Here is an 18,048-nt window from a genome sequence, read left to right as displayed (position 1 = left end):
CTAAGCGTTACAGCAAAGATGTAATGACCTGACAGTACTTATAGGCTGTGAGTTTTGGTAAAGTCCGTAATCAAGGAATAAAGAAGCCCCAAACGGATTATCCGTTTGGGGCAGACCAGCGTATAAAGCCTTTGATTATTCGTAAAGCGGGAACTTCGCACACAGGTCGGTTACACCCTCGCGGATATAATTGGCCTTCGCGTCAAAATCGGTTGCCGCAAGGTGGATGAATTCCGCAATACGATCCATCTCCGGTATGCCGAAGCCGCGGGTGGTAATGGCGGGTGTTCCCACGCGGATGCCGCTGGTGATAAAGGGGCTCTGAGGGTCGTTGGGGATGGCGTTCTTGTTTACGGTGATATAAACCTCGTCAAGGTGCTTCTCCAGCTCCTTGCCGGTAACGCCTGTGCTTCTTAAATCCACCAGCATCAGGTGGTTATCGGTACCGCCCGAAACAAGGTCGATGCCCCTTTTGGTAAGGCCCGTTGCAAGCGCCTGCGCGTTGGCAACCACATTCTTGGCATACACCTTAAAGTCGTCAGAAAGCGCTTCGCCTAAGCATACTGCCTTGGCCGCGATAATGTGCATCAGCGGGCCGCCCTGAGTGCCGGGGAAGATAGCCTTATCAATCGCTTTGGCCAGCTCCTCTCTGCAAAGAATCATGCCTCCGCGAGGGCCGCGCAAGGTTTTGTGTGTAGTGGTGGTTACCACATCGGCATAGGGCACAGGCGAGGGGTGTACGCCGCCCGCAACCAGCCCTGCGATATGCGCCATATCCACCATAAAGTAGGCGCCAACCTTTTTAGCAATCTCCGAAAGGCGGGCAAAGTCAATCACGCGGGGGTAAGCGCTTGCACCTGCCACAATCATCTTTGGTTTGTGCTCCATTGCCAAAGCTTCTACCTTATCGTAATCAATACGGTGGGTAACATCATCCACGCCGTAAGGAACAAAGTTATAGTATTTACCCGACATATTTACGGGTGAGCCATGGGTGAGATGCCCGCCGTGGGCAAGGTTCATACCCAGCACGGTATCGCCGGGATTTAAAAGGGCAAAGTATACGGCAAGGTTTGCCTGCGCACCGGAATGGGGCTGTACGTTGGCGTGCTCTGCACCAAATAGCTGTTTGGCACGATCAATGGCAATGTTCTCAACAATATCCACACATTCGCAGCCGCCGTAATAGCGTTTGCCGGGGTAGCCCTCTGCGTATTTGTTGGTATGCACGCTGCCCATTGCAGCCATAACAGCAGGGGAAACGATATTTTCCGAAGCAATCAGCTCGATATTCCGCTTTTGGCGCTTAAGCTCCAGCTCCATTGCGTCGCCGACGGCCTTATCAATCCCTTTTACAAAGCCGATGGTATCCATCAGATTACTGTACATCTTCTATAACCATTCCTTTCTTAAAGCCCGAAAGTATCCCTTCTAAGCTTAGTAACCACATTTAGTTCAGTAAAAACCATACAAATTTAATTATATCGTATTTCACAGCTATTTCAAGCGGTATTTCAATATATTAGCGCTTTGTGCCGTTAAAGTGGTTTTGTTCTTATTTATCTGCTATAATGTCAGAAAGAACAAACAATAATCAGGGAAGATGCTATGAAAACTGTACTGAAAAGGCTGCTAAAGGCCTTAGCGGCATGCCTAATCTCTGCAATAGCCATTTGGATATTCGCCGCACCCGTTAACGGATGTGTGGTACGCTTCATTTCGGGTATTCCGTGCCCCTCCTGCGGAATGACGCGTGCAGCATTTTCGTTGCTGCGCCTTGATTTCGTCTCGGCGTTCCACTATCACCCTTTAGTATATCTCGTATTACCGCTTTCACTGTTTATCCTAATCCGTTATATATTCTGGGGTATTTTACCTACCGATAAACGATACATAAGGCTTTATATCGGTACCGTGGTCGTTTTCATAACGGTTTGGCTGGTAAGGCTCTTCTTTTTCAATATTCCTTAAACCACACACGCTCAAAGTATAAGAGGTGCAAAGTTGGTTACAATCAGATTATTGCAATAATAGTCTGTGCAGCCAACAAGAAAGTGAAGAGATGGCATGAAGCTTAACAAGCAATCCCCTTTCAGGCAGGCGGCGCTGCTGCTTGCTGTTTTAATTTGTGCCCTGCCGCTGCTCTTTTCCTGCGGTGACGGCAGTGTGGACCATGTAAACGGTCAAAACAAGCGCGGGCAGTTTAGCAGTGATTTTCCCCCACCGCTTACCTCAGGGCCACCTTTTACCCTTCCGTTTACAATATCCCGAAACTTTGTGCAGTTAACGGATGGCACAACTGTTTATATCAATGTAGATATGATAGAAGGCGAATATTACGATAAAAACTCTCCGGGCTATGCTCCGGGTGATGGTATCTACGATACCAACTATAACGGCAAGTATCAGATTAGTGTTTACACCGCCATCGACCAGCCCAAGGCAGTTTTTACTATGCCGGTAACGTTTGAAAGAGGCAAGCTGAACTTTGATAAACAGTTCCAGCTTGTATTTGATGATTATAACGGCGATGGCAGCCCCGATTTTACCATCGGACAGTGGGGGAGCGGAAAGGGTAACGTGTACCAGATTTATACTGTTACACCCAACGCCGAGATCAAGCAGCTGCCCTGCGATACGCTCAGCACCACCAGTTTTGACTATTCCGTTCAACTGAAAAAGGCATCGTCCAATTCCTTTAGCTGCGAAGCCTACGACGAAAAAACAAATAAGACGGTTATACGCACCTACAACTGGCAAAACGATCGCTTTGTACTTCAGCTTCCCTAAAAAAGTGCATCGGCTTTGGGTAATTCAAGCTCCCATAGCCGATGCATTCTTTGTATAATACTCCATATTAAAAAACATTACCGGCCTTTATCAACGATTTTATCGTTCGTGTGATAAGAGCTTATACAACAAAAACACCGGCTACTGGTGCTCCAAAGGCCGGTGTTTATAGCTTTAATACATATTTCTAATGCGCGCGATGCGCTCCTCAATAGGCGGATGGGTAGAAAACAACGAAAGCAGCTTCTTTTTGGGGTTGTAGATATACAGGCAGAGCATCTGGTCGCCCCCGAGAGAGCTTACCGTCTCGGCGTTATACCGCCCGCTTACGCCCGCAATCTTCTCCAGCGCGCGTGCCAGACCTTCGGAATTACTGCATAGGCGTACAGCAGAAGCGTCTGCAGCATATTCACGCTTGCGCGAGATGGCAAGGTTGATGAGATTTGAAAGAAGGTTTGCCAAAAGGTAAACAATCAGGCCAATCAGCATCAATATGGCTGCGTTGCTGCCGTTGTCGTCATTATCCCTGCTGCGTCGGCGACCACCATAGAACGAGGTACGGTAGAAGATGCCGGCCAGAAACACGGTAATACTCATTAAAGCAATCGCAATTGTGGAGATAAGCACATCACGCTGTACAATATGCGACATCTCATGCCCGAGCACCCCTTCCAGCTCACTGTCGTCCATCAGCTCGAGCAGCCCTTCGGTGACGCCGATGTAGCTGTCTTCGGGCTTGAGCCCGCCCGCAAAGGCATTGGGTGTTCGGGTGGGAATAATAAATACCTTAGGCGGTTCCTTTAGCCCTGCCGAGATTGAAAGCCCTTCCACCAGACGCCTTACACGGCGTTCATTTGGGTTGCTCTCATCCACCGCACGCCCGTGCACCGACGAAATCAGCATACTTTTCGACGAGAAAATTTGTATCGGGATAATAAAGGCGCAGTATGCCGCACCGATGACAAACCCCATCACTACATTGTTGTAGATATAGCCAATCAGGTAGCAGATGCCGAGTATCAGCGCGCCAAAGCAGAGAATCAGCAGAACCGTCTTAACCTTGTTAATACGCACCTGCTCGTGTACAAAAAGCGGTTTTGAAGGATATAAGTTCTGCTCCATTTTATAGCTCGCTGATACGCAGATTATCGGCGTAGTTCCTTTCCTTTTCTTCTATCTCAAATACCTTTTCGGGAGCAAACCGGAACATCCCGGCAATAATGCTGCCTGGGAAAACGGTGATGGTGTTGTTGAAGTCGATTACGCACATGTTGTAGCGGGTACGGGCATAGGCTACCTTATCCTCCACGTCCTTGACGTCTTCCATCAGCTTCAGATAGCTTTGGTTGGTGCCAAGCTGAGGGTAATTCTCAGAAAGTGCCATAATCGAGGGCAGCATCCTTGTAACAGTGTCGCTCGCGCTGATAGCCTCGGCGCGATCCTTCGAGAGCATCCCCGCACGGGAGGCGGCAATCTTATCGATAATGTCGCTTTCAAATTTAGTCTGCATGCGGATAGTATCTACCAGGTTGGGGATAATGTTGGCCTTGCGCTTGAGCTGGTTGTCAATGCCCGACCATGCCTCGCGGATGTAGTTCTTCTTGCGCACCATCGAGTTGTAGGCCGAGATTGCCCAGATAACAAGAATTGCGACAATCACAAGACCGATAATTAAAAATATCGTTCCGTTCATAAATGTGCTCATTCCTTTCAGTGTTTAAAGCATATGCTTGAATTCTATTCAGTCTGCTTATATAGATTGTACCACAATCATTATAAATAATCTATAAATAACCTCGAGTGCAATGCAGTTAATACAAAAGAAAAGAACAAGTTTTTGTTAGCAAAGAAGAATCTGCGGCGTATTTTTCTGCAGCGGACGGGACTGCCATTCCTTAATCAGCGGCATGATGCGGTTTGCCGTATTGAAAATCGGCACCGGCGACACTTCAACATAGGTTACTCATAGAGACTTGAGTATATCCACAACCAAAGTACGAGGAGAGAAGACGTGAATATCTTGGCAATGTTCGAAAAAATCATACAAAAAATAATTGACATTCTGTCGCCATTATGCTATATTAAACAAAACGATATCGGACGTCTGACGTCTGATATCAGATGTGTTGGATTGTCTTGGGGGGATGACTCAGAAGATGAAAAAGATTATATCTTCACGGGAGCTATCGGTAGTGGCAGCCGAAAGATTAAGAGAGATGATTGCCGCGAAGGATATGAAACCCGGCGATCAGTTCCCTAGCGAAGCAGAATTGGTTGCAATGTTCGGAATAGCCCGCTCCACAGTTCGTGAAGCAATTAAGCTTTTAACCGCCGAGAATATCGTTGAGATACGTCGTGGCAAGGGAACCTTTATTACCGCTAATCCCGGTATGGTAAAAGACCCGCTGGGCTTGAATTTTGCCAATCAAAAGAATCTGCTCAAGAGCCTGATGGAAACCAGAATGATGATAGAGCCGCAGATTGCTTATCTTGCGGCACAGCGGGCAAAACCCGAAAACCTGCAAAAGCTCAGGATGATCATTGAGAAGATGCAGGAAGCGAATAAACAGAACATAGATTACACACAATATGATGTTGAGTTTCATACCGCTGTGGCAGAGTGCACCCAAAACGACGTTTTACATCGTATTCTGCCTATTATCTGCGAATCTATTCGCGAAGGTTACCTGGAAACCGTAAATGTAGAAGGCAGCTTTCAACGTGCTATTATCAGTCATAACAATATATATGAAGCTATTAAGAAGGGAGGGGCCGAACAAGCTAAACTGGAAACTGAAAAGCACCTGCGTCAAACACTTGAAGACTCAAAAATTAACGGAGGATTGTAAAATGAAAAAAATCGTTGGACTGTTACTTGCTTTGACATTATTACTTACAACATTTGCAGCCTGCGGAAAACCCTCAGATGTATCCTCGTCTTCTTCAAATGCATCAGCACCAAGTGTTTCAGAAGCCTCCAAACCATCCGAACCCGTTACCATCACGCACTGGTATTGGGCGGACAACCCCAAATACTCCGAAACCATGCAGGCAATGGTAAAGGATTTTAACGAGACAAACGGCAAGAATATTACGGTAGTTGCACAGGAATATCCTTGGGACGGCGGTAAGTACAGTGAGAACCTGTTTACAGCTGTTCAGGGCGGCGGCGGGCCGGATACCGCTTCCTGGAAGCTCACCGCTACCCCCCTGTTTGTAGCGAATAACCTGCTTGCGAACTTAGATAGCTATATCGCAAACTGGAAGGATAAAGATCTTATCGAGCAGAGTCTGTACAATACCATGAAGCAGGCAGGCGGCTCCGACAGTATCTTTGTTATGCCTTGGAATACTCAGGTGCTGTATGTTTATTACAGACCGTCGATGTTTAAGGATGCCGGCGTTGAGGTTCCCACTACCTACGACCAGTTCCTCGAGGCATGCAAAAAGCTTACCCGCGATACCAACGGCGACGGCAAAACCGATGTTTACGGCTTTGGCATGAGAGGCGCTAAGGGCGGTCAGGAGCCTTGGGGCAGCTTTATCTGGGCTCGTGGCGGCAACTTCGAAAACTTCAATACGCCCGAAGCCATTCAGGGTATGAAGGACTTTGTTGACCTGTATAAGAAGGGCTATGTTCCCCCAACAGCTCCCACTGACGGTTTCAACGAGATTATCGCCAACTTCAAGTCTGGTAAAACCGCTATGACCATTCACCACATTGGTTCTTCTGCTGGCATGATTGAAACCTTTGGCGATGATGTCGCAGCATTCCCGTTCCCGGCAGGCAAATCCCAGTGGACCTCTATGGGCGATACCGAGAACGTTATGTTCGAAGCCTGCAAGAACAAGGATGCCGCATTCGAGTGGATATCCTACCTTGCTACCGGCAAGGGCCAGGAAACCTGGTGTACCGTAACAGGTAACGTACCTGTAAGCAAAACCGTTAAGGAACTCCCCGCCTTCCAGGACAACCGTTTCATGAAGGTTTCTATTGAAGCTGCTCCTAACGCGGGTATCTACCCGATTCTTGATACCACCACCGAGTGGATCAGCAATGTATGGCCCAACACCGTTGCCGGCGCGTTAACCGGTAAGATTACCCCTGAAAAAGCGATGGAAACCCTTCAAACCTCACTCTACGGCAAGAAATAACGTTTCACTTTGTGTTGGTTATTGCAGCAGCGTTGCTGCAATAACCGGCTCAATATCTTCGAACTCAAATTTGCCATTAAGCATACACGAATTCTTTTAAGGTAACGTGAGTATACCGAAATGTAGCTTCCCCGCACCGGAAAGAAGCAGTCTTATCCTCACACAACGATAGTAGAAGTTTTAGCATTCAAACCAGCAAGATTTTTATCATGTTCTTATTAAAGACTGCTTCTTTCCGGTTTATTAATTTAAGTAGAATAAAAACCAGACGGGCAATTCCTTCGGTAAAGCGGATGGTAATTGCCTGTTGTAAAGTAAGCAACTTTTTAAAACATAGAACACGAAGGTGAATATACACTGGGGGCTTTTGAAAACCTGATTCTTTACTTTAGGTTTTCAAAAGAGCCCCAGACTAGCTAAAGGGAGGAACAGCGATGCTGCGCGATAATAAATTCAAAATATGGCCGTATCTGCTCATCTTGCCCGCACTTATTATTGTTTTGGCTGTGGTGTTTATTCCAGCCGTCAATGCTATTTTGATGAGTTTTCAAAACTATGATTTGAGGCGGCCAAAAGATATTGGCTTCATTGGCTTAGAAAACTATATTTCCGTATTTCAGGACGGACTTTTTTGGTCGTCGTTGGCAAAAACGTTTATCTGGGTAATTGTTGGTGTAGGCTTTCAATTTCTGTTCGGTTTTGCACTGGCATTACTGTTAAACAGGCAGTTCTACGGTCGCGGCCTTGCCCGCTCCGTAAGCCTAATTCCGTGGGTAACCCCGGGTGTTTTAATCGGTTTAATGTGGCGCTGGATTTTCGACGGCAACTACGGTGTACTGAATGATGTTCTGCTCCGACTTGGTGTAATCCAGGAGAAGATACCGTTTCTGGCGCAGGAGTCTACCTCACTGCCTGCGGTTATCGTTACGATTATCTGGCAGGGTATCCCTTTCTTTGCCTTAATGATATTGGCCGGGCTTCAGGGAATACCCGGCGAGCTTTACGAGGCGGCCGATATTGACGGCGCAAGCGGTGTTCAGAAGCTGTTCAACATTACAATTCCATCCCTCAGCAACACCATCTTTATTACAACTCTTCTGCGTATTATCTGGGTTGCAAACTCCGTTGACGTTATCTACAACATGACTGAGGGCGGCCCCTATTACGCCACGCAAACCTTAAGCGTTTACATCTTTAACAAGGGCAACTCCCTCAATTTGGGCTACAGCTCCACGATGTCGGTGCTGATGACGCTGCTGCTGTTAACGGTCGCAGTTCCGTATTTAAAGAATCTATTTAAGAAACAGGAGGAGTAAGGTAATGGAACAATCCAGAAAAAAGTTTTCGGCAATCATTCCTGCTCTTCTGCTGCTTCTTTTACTTGCATTTTTGCTTTTTCCGTTTTACTGGACATTTGTCACCTCTGTTAAGCCACAGAGCGAGCTGTATGGCGAAGTGGTAACCTATTGGCCCAAAAACTTCACGTTTGAATCCTATAAGAATCTTTTCGTGGGCTTTAACTTCTTAAAACCCATGTCCAACAGCTTTCTTGTTGCGGCAATTACCACGGTGATCTCGTTAACGGTATCTGCGCTTGCGGCTTACGCGTTTTCACGCTACCGCTTCAGGGGCAGAAAAGCGTTCATGGTCATGTTCTTAACCAATAATATGTTCCCGACGGTGCTGCTGCTTATTCCGTTGTATGCAATCATGCGGCAGCTTGGCATTCTTTATACGCCTATGGCGCTGGTTTTATCCTACACCACCTTCACCATCCCGTTTTCTATCTGGCTATTAAACGGCTATATGAACGACCTGCCCATGTCGCTGGAGGAGGCCGGAATGGTTGACGGTTGCAACCGTGCGCAGGCATTCATGATGATTATACTGCCCATACTGGTTCCGTGCTTAATTGCAACCGGCGTGTATATCTTCATGACCTCATGGAACGAATACACCTTCGCCGTAATGTTCACCAACGAAAAGAACCGTACGATACCGGTAGCGCTCAAAAACCTCATAGGGCAGCTGGGCGTACAATGGGATCTGCTAACGGCGGGAGGCATTATTACCATCATTCCTGTTTGCATCATGTTCTTCTTTGCGCAAAAAAGACTGGTTGAAGGCCTTACTGCCGGTGCAGTAAAGGGATAATACTGATTCCGATAAGAAATATTAAGAACAGACATCTTGCTTAAACGCTATTCTAATTTCTGTTCGTGATAGGTATCATCATAAAAATCAATGCATGGAAAAGGAGATTTCAATGGATACTGAAATGTTAAACTCAAAGGCAAAGCAGCTCAGGGCTGATATCATAAAGATGCTTTACCTTTCGCAGTCCGGCCATCCGGGCGGCTCGCTCTCCTGCGTGGAAATCCTGATGTCACTTTACTACAAGGTAGCAAAGGTAGACCCTGCCAATCCCTCTATGGAAAATCGTGACCGCATCGTTTTAAGCAAGGGGCATGCCTGTCCGGCGCTTTATGCCGTCCTGGCCGATAAAGGGTACTTCCCCCATGAAGACCTGTGGAACCTGCGCCAGATTGACAGCCACCTGCAGGGCCACCCCGATATGACCAAAACCCCGGGTGTGGATATCAACACCGGCTCGCTCGGCCAGGGTATTTCCATCGCACTGGGCCTTGCAATGGCAGCAAAGTATAAAAAAGCGGACTATAAGATATACGCGATAGTAGGCGACGGTGAGCTGCAGGAGGGCCTTGTTTGGGAGGCTTCCATGGCTGCAGCACACTACAAGCTTGATAACTTCACCGTTATGCTCGACCACAACGGCCTGCAGATTGACGGTTCAAACGATCAGGTTATGAGCCTTGGTGATATTATGGCAAAATACAAGGCCTTCGGCTTTGAATGCTTTAAGGTTGACGGGCACAATATCGACGAGATTGTTGCCGCTTTGAATACTCCCGTTTCGGGAAAGCCGAAATTCATCTGCTGCGAAACCCATAAGGGCAAGGGCGTTTCGTTCATGGATAACAACTATGGTTGGCATGGCAAAGCGCCTAACAGGGATGAGTATATTATGGCAATGAAGGAATTGGGGGTAACAGTAAATGAGTGAGAGTAAATCTTTAAGGGTAGCTTACGGCGAAGCTCTGGTAGAGCTTGGCGAAAAGAATAAAAACGTTGTTGTGATGGACGCAGACCTTGCGCACGCCACCATGACGGGCATGTTTCAGGAGAAATACCCCGAGCGTTTCTTCAATATGGGTATCGCGGAAGCAAACATGATGTGTGCAGCGGCTGGCTTTGCACATTCCGGCCTGATTCCTTTTGCAAGCACCTTCGCGCTTTTTGGTGCGGGCCGTGCTTTTGAGCAGATCCGCAACTCCATCAGCTATGTAAACGCCAACGTGAAGTTCGGCCTTTCTCACTCCGGCCTGTGTGTTGGTGAAGACGGCGGAAGTCACCAGTCCATCGAGGATTTGGCGCTTATGCGCGTTCTTCCCGGCATGACCATCTTTGTACCCTGCGACCCGCTGGAGACCAAGAAGGCTGTTTTTGCGGCAGCCGAAATCAACGGGCCGGTTTATATCCGCGTGGCACGTCCGGTTTGTGACACCATCACCACCCCCGATACCCCGTTTATCCCCGGCAAGGCGAATATCATGCGTGAGGGGAAGGATGTCGCCATCCTTGCAACCGGCCTGATGATTCCCGAAGCGCTGAAGGCTGCCGATATGCTGGCTGCCGAAGGCATTAAAGCGGCGGTAGTAAACTTCCACACCATCAAGCCCTTCGACGCGGATTGTGTGCTTAAAATGGCTGAGCAGTGCGGTGCTATCGTAACTGCCGAGGAACATTCCATCATCGGCGGTCTTGGCTCTGCTGTGGCAGAGGTACTGGCCGGTAACTCCAGCGCGAAGTTTGCACGTGTTGGTATTAAGGATAAGTTCGGTAAATCCGGCAAACCCGCAGAGCTGTTTAAGGCTTACGGGCTTACCGCAGAAAATATCGCAGAAAAGTGCAAGGGGTTGCTGTAAAGCACCCCTTAGGCTTTGTACTTCAGAACTTTTAAAGATTTTATAAGTTTGAGCAACATATGCTGCTAAACAATGAAAGGAATGGAATCAGTATGAAGATAGAACAATATTCTTACGACGGCGAGGGCTTAATCCGCGTTTTTGAAAACGAAAAGTGGATGGTTGGCATTAAGAACTGGAAGCCCGCCAACGATGTTTCAAACATCGACTGCGTGGAGCGCCACAACCAAACCGACGAGCTTTTTGTCCTTCTTGCGGGTAAGTGTACACTCATCTTCGCCAACGAGGTAAACGGTGGGCTGAATATTGAAGCAGTTGAAATGGAGCCCATGAAGGTATACAACATCCCTGCTACCCTGTGGCATAATACTGTAACCCAAAAGGATACCAAGCTCATTCTGGTTGAGGATTCCTCCACCGGTATGCAGAACAGCGATATTCTCTCTCTTTCGCCGGAGCAGATTGCCAAGGTGAAAGAACTTGCGTCTAAATAATAATACCATATCATTTAAGCATACCACCTGGTAATACGTTTTGAAATGCAAGCACCGAAAGGACTGTTCATACGCATGGATACCTTGTTTAAAGCGCTGTCGGCGATAAAGATTATTCCCGTTGTAAAGCTGGAAAGGGCAGAAGACGCGGTTGCACTGGCGACTGCCCTAATCGAGGGGGGGATTCCGGCGGCGGAAATCACCTTCCGTACCGCCTGTGCCGCCGAAGCGATTGCCGCGATTACAGCCGTTTACCCCCAGATGCTCGTGGGCGCCGGTACGGTGCTTACGCCCGCACAGGCGGATGCCGCTGTTGCCGCGGGTGCAAAGTTCATTGTTTCACCGGGGTTTAACCCAAACACCGTGCGCCACTGCATCAACAAGGGCTACACCATCATCCCCGGGTGCACAACGGCAGGTGAGGTGGAATGTGCAATAGAACTCGGGCTTACCACACTCAAATTCTTCCCCGCCGAACAGTCCGGGGGCCTTGCAAAAATCAAGGCACTTTCCGCTCCGTTTGGCCAGATTACCTGGATGCCGACGGGTGGTATCGGGCTGGAGAACCTCAAAAGCTATCTCTCCTTCCCAAAGATTATCGCATGCGGCGGCAGCTTCATGGTAAAGGATGAGGATATCCAGGGCAGAAGATGGGATAAGATTACCGAGCTGTGTAAGCAAACAATCAGGCTGATTAACGGGCAGCCGCAGCAGGCGCAGGCAGCTTTCTCTGTACCGTTGTTTAATCAGCAGAAGAAGCCCTACGACATCGTCACCATGGGCGAGGTATTGCTTCGCCTGTCGGCACCCGATTCAAAACGTATCAGCGAGTGCGGCAGCTTTCGGTGCGATGTAGGCGGCTCAGAGCTGAATATTGCCGCCGGTGCTGCCCAGCTTGGATTGAATTCGGCCCTGATAACACGTCTGCCCTACAACGATATCGGCAGGATGGCACTTTATGCGCTGAAAAGTGCAGGCGTGAGCGATAAGCTTTTATCTTTCGATAACAGTAAATCGGCTCGACTTGGCCTTTACTTTTTTGAAAGCGGAGTTTCTCCCAAAAAACCGAAGGTGGTATACGACAGAGCAAACAGCTCGATAAGCAGTCTGACGCTCAGTGACATCCCTGAAACGGTGTATTCTCAGACGAGAGTATTCCACACCAGCGGAATCACGCTTGCGCTCGATGGTGTACGCAATACCGCGATAGAGGCAATCAGACGTTTTAAGCAGGGTGGCGCGCTCATCAGTCTGGATGTAAACTACCGTGCCGCGTTGTGGGATGAGGCCACCGCTCGAGAGGTAATTACCGGTGTTCTGCCGCTCATTGATATCCTGTTTGTTTCAGAAGAAACCTCCCGCCGGATGCTGGGCAAAACCGGAACGCTGGAGGAGATTATGCGCAGCTACCATACCCAATACGGTACACAGCTTGTAGCTACCACCGCCCGCCGGGTCATCAGCCCTGCCGAGCACAGCTGGAGCAGCAAGATTTATGTTGCGGCAACCGACAGCTTTTATACCGAAGCTGCCTATGAACATATCTCTGTTATCGACCGTATCGGCAGCGGCGACGCCTATGTTGCAGGCGCGCTTTATGGGTTGCTTGAAAAGGGAAAGCCACAGGATATTGTATCCTTCGGCAATGCAATGACAGTGCTGAAATGCACCATAAACGGCGATCTGCCCCTCATCAGCATAGACGACGTTAACATACTTATTGCACAGCGCGAAAACGGCGATGTGAGCGAAATGAACCGATAAACGAAATAATGATTTTACAGGGGTTCTGTCTACCAAAGCTGAACTCATTCACACAATACTAGCAGGAAAGGGATGTCTAACTATGGCTCAGTTTTTAAATGATGATTTCATGCTGAACAACAAAACTGCGGTGCTGCTTTATCATCAGTACGCCGAAAAGATGCCTATATTCGATTACCACTGCCATATCAATCCCAATGAGATTGCTGAGAATAAAACCTACGAAAATATTACCCAGCTTTGGCTTTACGGCGACCACTATAAGTGGAGAGCCATGCGTACCTTCGGCGTAGACGAGCGGTATATTACCGGAGACGCCTCCGACAGAGAACGCTTTCAAAAATGGGCGGAAACCATGCCCTATTGTGTAGGCAGCCCCATGTATCTCTGGAGCCATCTGGAACTGAAGAGATACTTCGGCGTGGAGAAGGAGCTAAGCCCCGATACCGCAGAAGAGATTTGGAATGCCTGCAACGAGGTTATTCGCAGCGGGCAGTTTACCGTGCGTAAGATTGTCGAGCGTTCGGGTGTAAGCGCCCTGTGCACCACCGACAACCCCGTTGACTCGCTGGAGGCACATAAAAAACTCAAGGCTGACGGCAGCTTTTCGGTAAAGGTATTTCCGGCCTTCCGCCCCGATGTGTTTGTGAATGTAGATAAGCCCGGGTTTACGGGTTGGATTGAAAAGCTGGAGGCGGTGTGCGGTACCAAAATAAAGAAGCCCGCCGACCTGCTGAATGCGCTGCGGTCACGTATCGATTACTTCCATGATGCAGACTGCAGGCTTTCCGACCATGCGCTCGACCCTATTGTATATAAAGAGTTTAGTGAGGATGAGATTCCCGCTATCCTAACCAAGGCACTCAACGGCGATTCTCTTGACGCAGGCGAAGCCGCCAAGTATAAAACCTGGCTGATGCTGTTCTTCGGCAGAGAGTATGCCCGCCGCGGCTGGGTGATGCAGTACCATATGAATTCTGTCCGCAATGTCAACAGCAAGATGTTTGGCAAGATGGGGCCCGATACAGGCTACGATGCCATTGGCACCAACGATTTTGCCCAACCGCTGTATAAGATGCTGGATACCCTCAACAGCACCGACGAGCTGCCTAAGGTGATGCTTTACAGCCTGAACCCGAATGATTACGAGGTAATGGCTACCATCGGCAGCGCCTTTAACGGCGGTGTTGCCGGCAAGGTTCAGCTTGGCGCGGCTTGGTGGTTTAACGACCATATCTCGGGCATTGAGCGTCAGCTCACCGTTTGCGCCAACAACAGCCTGCTTTCGCTGTTTGTAGGCATGCTAACCGATTCACGCAGCTTTATCTCCTATCCAAGGCATGAATATTTCAGGCGCGTGCTGTGCAATCTGCTCGGCAGATGGGCCGAAAACGGCGAAATCACGCAGAACACTGCCCTGCTGGGGCGTATGGTTGAGGATATCTGCTTTAACAACGCACGCAGATACTTTAAGATGTTTTAACGGAGGGAACGCTATGGTCAGGTTAAGTAAAGAGATATACCCCGAATACAAGCAATACCCGATCAAGGTTCTCCAATTCGGAGAAGGCAACTTTCTGCGCGCCTTTGTAAACTGGCAGATAGATAAAATGAACCGCGAGGCCAATTTCAACGGCAGCGCGGCGGTGCTGCAGCCCCTGCCGCAGGGCATGGTGATACCTGCGCTCAACGAGCAGGACAGGCTGTTCACCCTCTTTTTGCAGGGCATTAAGGACGGTAAGGCGGTGCGTGAACACTGTGTTATCAACAGCATCGGCGCAGCCTTAAACCCCTATGCGGATTATGACGCGTTTATGGGGCTTGCCAAGGAGGAGGAGCTTCGATTCATTGTTTCCAACACCACCGAGGCCGGTATTGCCTTTGATGAAAATGATAAACTGGAAGACCGCCCCGCCAACAGCTACCCCGCCAAGCTAACCGCGTTTTTATACAAGCGCTTTCAGGCTTTCAGCGGCGACAAAGCCAAGGGCTTTATCATTATCCCCTGTGAGTTGATTGACCGCAACGGTGAAAAACTCAAAGAGATTGTTTTGCAGTACGCAAAGCTTTGGAACCTTGGCGATGCGTTTGTTTCTTGGCTGGAGGAAGCCAATACCTTCTGCTGCAGCCTTGTAGACCGCATTGTAACCGGCTACCCCAAGGATACGATCGACAGCATTACCGAAGAGCTGGGGTATGAGGATAAGGTAGTAGATGTTTGCGAGCAGTTCTATCTGTGGGTAATCGAGGGGCCGCTATGGATTAAAAACGAGCTGCCCTTTGAAAAGGCCGGCCTGAATATCAAGCTGGTTAACGATATGACACCCTACCGCACACGCAAGGTGCGCATCTTAAACGGTGCGCATACCACCCTTGTTCCGGTTGCCTATCTGCTGGGGCTGGATACGGTGGGCAAATCGGTAACCGATTCTGTTGCGGGCAGCTTTATCCGCAGCGCAATCTACGAAGAGATTATCCCTACGCTTGATCTGCCCAAGTCTGAGCTTGAGGAGTTTGCACAGGCGGTGCTGGAGCGTTTTGAGAACCCTTTTGTAAATCACTATCTAATGAGCATTGCCTTAAACTCGTTTTCCAAGTATGAAACACGCGTTCTACCGTCACTGCTCGAATACCTCAAACGCAATAACACCCTGCCCAAGAGGCTTGTATTCTCGCTTGCGGCGCTGCTGGAATTCTACAAAGGCAAGCGTGGCAGCGAGGCAATCGCACTTAATGACGAACCGGAGGTGCTTGAGCTCATGGCTAAGCTTTGGGCTAAGGCTGATGGCTCGGCAGAGAGTCTGCACAGCCTTGTAACCGAAGTATTGGCTTTCAAGCACGTTTGGAAGCAGGATTTAAATAAGGTAAGCGGCCTGACCGATGCGGTTACAAATTACCTTGCTGCAATAGAGAAGGACGGTATCCACAAGGCAGTCAGTTTGGTACAGTAAAAGAGGTGGATTATTTGAGCATTGCGATTAAAATCAACCCCAAAGACAATGTAGCTGTTGCACTTACCGATCTTTCTAAAGGAACAAAGGTTGACATAGGGGACAGAAGTATCATATTAGCGCAGGAACTGCGCCGCGGGCATAAGTTTTCTCTCACCGAGATTAAAAGGGGAGAGGATGTTATAAAATACGGCTTTCCTATCGGCCACGCAACGCAAGATATCCCCTGCGGCAGCGTTGTTCATTCCCATAACATCAAAACAAATTTGGATACCGCATCAAACCATTACACCTATTCACAAAAGCTGGATCTCGCTCCGGCTATCGGCAAAAAGTTTACCTTTATGGGATACAAGCGTTCTAGCGGTGAAGCGGGTATTCGCAACGAGCTGTGGATTATTCCTACCGTCGGCTGCATTAACGGAATCGGAGAGCATATTGCTAAGCGCTTTCGCGAGCAGACCGGAGAGGTCTATGCGGATAATATCAATGTTTTAAAGCACGATTACGGCTGTTCACAGCTGGGTGACGACCTTTCCAACACCCGAAAGGTACTTGCCGATTTAGTCAAGCACCCCAATGCGGGTGGCGTTTTGGTGTTAAGCCTCGGCTGCGAAAACAACACCCTGCCTGAATTCAAGGAATTACTGGGTGATTATGACCAAACCCGCGTACGCTTTTTAAGGGCACAGGATGCCGGAGACGAGATCGCTGCCGGAGCGCAGCTGCTTGCCGAGCTGAACGAGCAGATGAAACAGGATAAGCGGGAGGAGCTCCCTCTTTCCGCTTTGCGCGTGGGCTTAAAGTGCGGCGGCTCCGACGGGCTTTCGGGTATTACCGCCAACCCGTTGATCGGCCGGTTTACCGATTTTATCACCGCTCAGGGCGGCACAGCTGTATTAACCGAGGTTCCCGAGATGTTCGGCGCCGAAACGATACTGATGGAACGCGCTAAGGATGAGGCGGTATTCGATAAAACGGTTCATCTTATCAACAACTTTAAACAGTATTTTATCAGTAACGGTCAGCCCGTTTATGAGAATCCGTCGCCAGGCAACAAGGAGGGTGGTATTACCACGCTCGAAGAGAAGGCGCTCGGCTGCACCCAAAAGTCCGGGAACGCGGTTGTAACGGATGTGCTGAAATATGGTGACCGGCTTTCACAAAACGGCTTAAACCTGTTAAGCGCGCCGGGCAACGACCTTGTTGCCTCCTCGGCGCTTGCCGCCGCGGGTTGTCAGCTCGTCCTGTTTTCCACGGGTAGAGGTACGCCCTTCGGAACCGTTGTGCCAACGCTGAAGATTTCCACCAACACACCGCTTTATGAGGCAAAGTCAAACTGGATAGACTTTAACGCAGGCAGCCTGATTGAAGGAAAAGAGATGAATACCCTTTTAGAGGGCCTGAGCAGCTTGGTTTTAGAAACGGCAAGCGGCAAACAAGCCCACAACGAAACAAACGGATTCAGAGATCTGGCAATCTGGAAAACCGGTGTGACACTTTAAAGGATAGTATTCGGTTTAGAACAATATAATCACAATAAGCATCCACCGGCCAATGAACTGCATCCCGTCAAGAGGACAGCGAAAAAACATAAAATTTTCCCGACCAGTGGTGAACAAAACCACTGGTCGCTTTTTATGCAGCGAAGTAGAGATTAAATTTCTCTAACGGTGTCAGAACACCCAAGTTGCGTTGCACACGCCGGGTGTTGTAATAGCTGATGTAACTCTCAATCATCTGAATAAGTTTCTGCTTGCTGGTGAATCTCCGACCGTAATAGCGTTCGCGTTTCAAAATGCCCCAGAATCCTTCCATAGGACCGTTGTCGATGCAATGTGCCACACGGGACATGCTTTGCGTCATACCAGCTTTTTCGAGTTTGTT

Annotated in this window: 17 protein-coding genes; 13 read left to right on the top strand and 4 right to left on the bottom strand. The window is 48.8% G+C overall.

All coding sequences use genetic code 11. The features are described from left to right. Positions 1-135: 135 nt before the first annotated feature. A complete protein-coding gene (locus BLR50_RS10720; RefSeq protein ID WP_092641902.1) occupies positions 136-1,389 on the bottom strand; it encodes a serine hydroxymethyltransferase in 1,254 nt (417 codons plus the stop codon). A 219-nt stretch (positions 1,390-1,608) separates the two neighbouring features. Between BLR50_RS10720 and BLR50_RS10715 the strand changes: the two genes are divergently transcribed. Next, entirely contained in the window at positions 1,609-1,971 is a 363-nt protein-coding gene (locus BLR50_RS10715; RefSeq protein WP_092641899.1) for a DUF2752 domain-containing protein, read from the top strand. Positions 1,972-2,067: 96 nt separating this feature from the next. Further along, a complete protein-coding gene (locus tag BLR50_RS10710) occupies positions 2,068-2,790 on the top strand; it encodes a hypothetical protein (RefSeq protein ID WP_092641896.1) in 723 nt (240 codons plus the stop codon). Between the two features lie 174 nt (positions 2,791-2,964). On the opposite strand, the gene BLR50_RS10705 is transcribed toward BLR50_RS10710, so the two are convergent. Together BLR50_RS10705 and BLR50_RS10700 are read right to left on the bottom strand one after the other, a co-directional pair. Beyond that, positions 2,965-3,912, bottom strand: coding sequence for a M48 family metalloprotease (locus tag BLR50_RS10705; protein ID WP_092641893.1), 948 nt, complete (start codon positions 3,910-3,912; stop codon positions 2,965-2,967). Position 3,913: 1 nt separating this feature from the next. Further along, positions 3,914-4,483, bottom strand: a complete 570-nt coding sequence (locus BLR50_RS10700) for a LemA family protein (protein ID WP_162840408.1) — start codon at positions 4,481-4,483, stop codon at positions 3,914-3,916. 463 nt (positions 4,484-4,946) lie between these two features. Here BLR50_RS10700 and BLR50_RS10695 point away from each other — a divergent pair, with 463 nt between their 5' ends. The 11 genes from BLR50_RS10695 to BLR50_RS10640 all read left to right on the top strand — a co-directional run bounded on the left by BLR50_RS10695 (position 4,947) and on the right by BLR50_RS10640 (position 17,666). After that, positions 4,947-5,639, top strand: a complete 693-nt coding sequence (locus tag BLR50_RS10695) for a FadR/GntR family transcriptional regulator (protein WP_092641887.1) — start codon at positions 4,947-4,949, stop codon at positions 5,637-5,639. 1 nt (position 5,640) lies between these two features. Beyond that, positions 5,641-6,945 carry an ABC transporter substrate-binding protein gene (locus BLR50_RS10690; protein WP_092641884.1) on the top strand — a complete coding sequence of 435 codons (1,305 nt, stop codon included), beginning with the start codon at positions 5,641-5,643 and terminating at the stop codon, positions 6,943-6,945. Between the two features lie 434 nt (positions 6,946-7,379). Then, positions 7,380-8,261, top strand: coding sequence for a carbohydrate ABC transporter permease (locus BLR50_RS10685; protein ID WP_092641881.1), 882 nt, complete (start codon positions 7,380-7,382; stop codon positions 8,259-8,261). A gap of 4 nt (positions 8,262-8,265) precedes the next feature. Next, on the top strand, positions 8,266-9,099 hold the full coding sequence (locus tag BLR50_RS10680; protein WP_092641878.1) for a carbohydrate ABC transporter permease: 834 nt from the start codon (positions 8,266-8,268) through the stop codon (positions 9,097-9,099). A 112-nt stretch (positions 9,100-9,211) separates the two neighbouring features. Further along, positions 9,212-10,030 (top strand): transketolase, encoded by an 819-nt coding sequence (locus BLR50_RS10675; RefSeq protein ID WP_092641875.1) that lies wholly within the window; start codon positions 9,212-9,214, stop codon positions 10,028-10,030. After that, entirely contained in the window at positions 10,023-10,952 is a 930-nt protein-coding gene (locus tag BLR50_RS10670) for a transketolase family protein (protein ID WP_092641872.1), read from the top strand. The genes BLR50_RS10675 and BLR50_RS10670 overlap by 8 nt, the downstream gene beginning before the upstream one ends. Positions 10,953-11,044: 92 nt before the next feature. After that, the gene (locus tag BLR50_RS10665; protein ID WP_092641869.1) at positions 11,045-11,446 is read left to right on the top strand and encodes a cupin domain-containing protein; all 402 of its coding nucleotides are present in this window, start codon (positions 11,045-11,047) and stop codon (positions 11,444-11,446) included. 75 nt (positions 11,447-11,521) lie between these two features. After that, on the top strand, positions 11,522-13,210 hold the full coding sequence (gene eda, locus BLR50_RS14820; protein ID WP_341465419.1) for a bifunctional 4-hydroxy-2-oxoglutarate aldolase/2-dehydro-3-deoxy-phosphogluconate aldolase: 1,689 nt from the start codon (positions 11,522-11,524) through the stop codon (positions 13,208-13,210). An 82-nt stretch (positions 13,211-13,292) separates the two neighbouring features. Next, a complete protein-coding gene (uxaC, locus tag BLR50_RS10650; protein ID WP_092641865.1) occupies positions 13,293-14,693 on the top strand; it encodes a glucuronate isomerase in 1,401 nt (466 codons plus the stop codon). A gap of 13 nt (positions 14,694-14,706) precedes the next feature. Then, positions 14,707-16,161, top strand: coding sequence for a tagaturonate reductase (locus BLR50_RS10645; protein WP_092641862.1), 1,455 nt, complete (start codon positions 14,707-14,709; stop codon positions 16,159-16,161). Between the two features lie 14 nt (positions 16,162-16,175). Continuing rightward, positions 16,176-17,666 (top strand): UxaA family hydrolase, encoded by a 1,491-nt coding sequence (locus BLR50_RS10640; protein WP_092641859.1) that lies wholly within the window; start codon positions 16,176-16,178, stop codon positions 17,664-17,666. A gap of 133 nt (positions 17,667-17,799) precedes the next feature. On the opposite strand, the gene BLR50_RS10635 is transcribed toward BLR50_RS10640, so the two are convergent. After that, the coding region (locus BLR50_RS10635) for an integrase core domain-containing protein (protein ID WP_143008099.1) at positions 17,800-18,048 on the bottom strand (249 nt) is incomplete at its 5' end.

The sequence above is a fragment of the Acetanaerobacterium elongatum genome, assembly GCF_900103835.1.
GTDB classification, from domain to species: domain Bacteria; phylum Bacillota; class Clostridia; order Oscillospirales; family Ruminococcaceae; genus Acetanaerobacterium; species Acetanaerobacterium elongatum.
The sequence above is the reverse complement of the archived record's forward strand: the minus strand, read 5'-3'. Positions and strand labels throughout refer to the sequence as shown.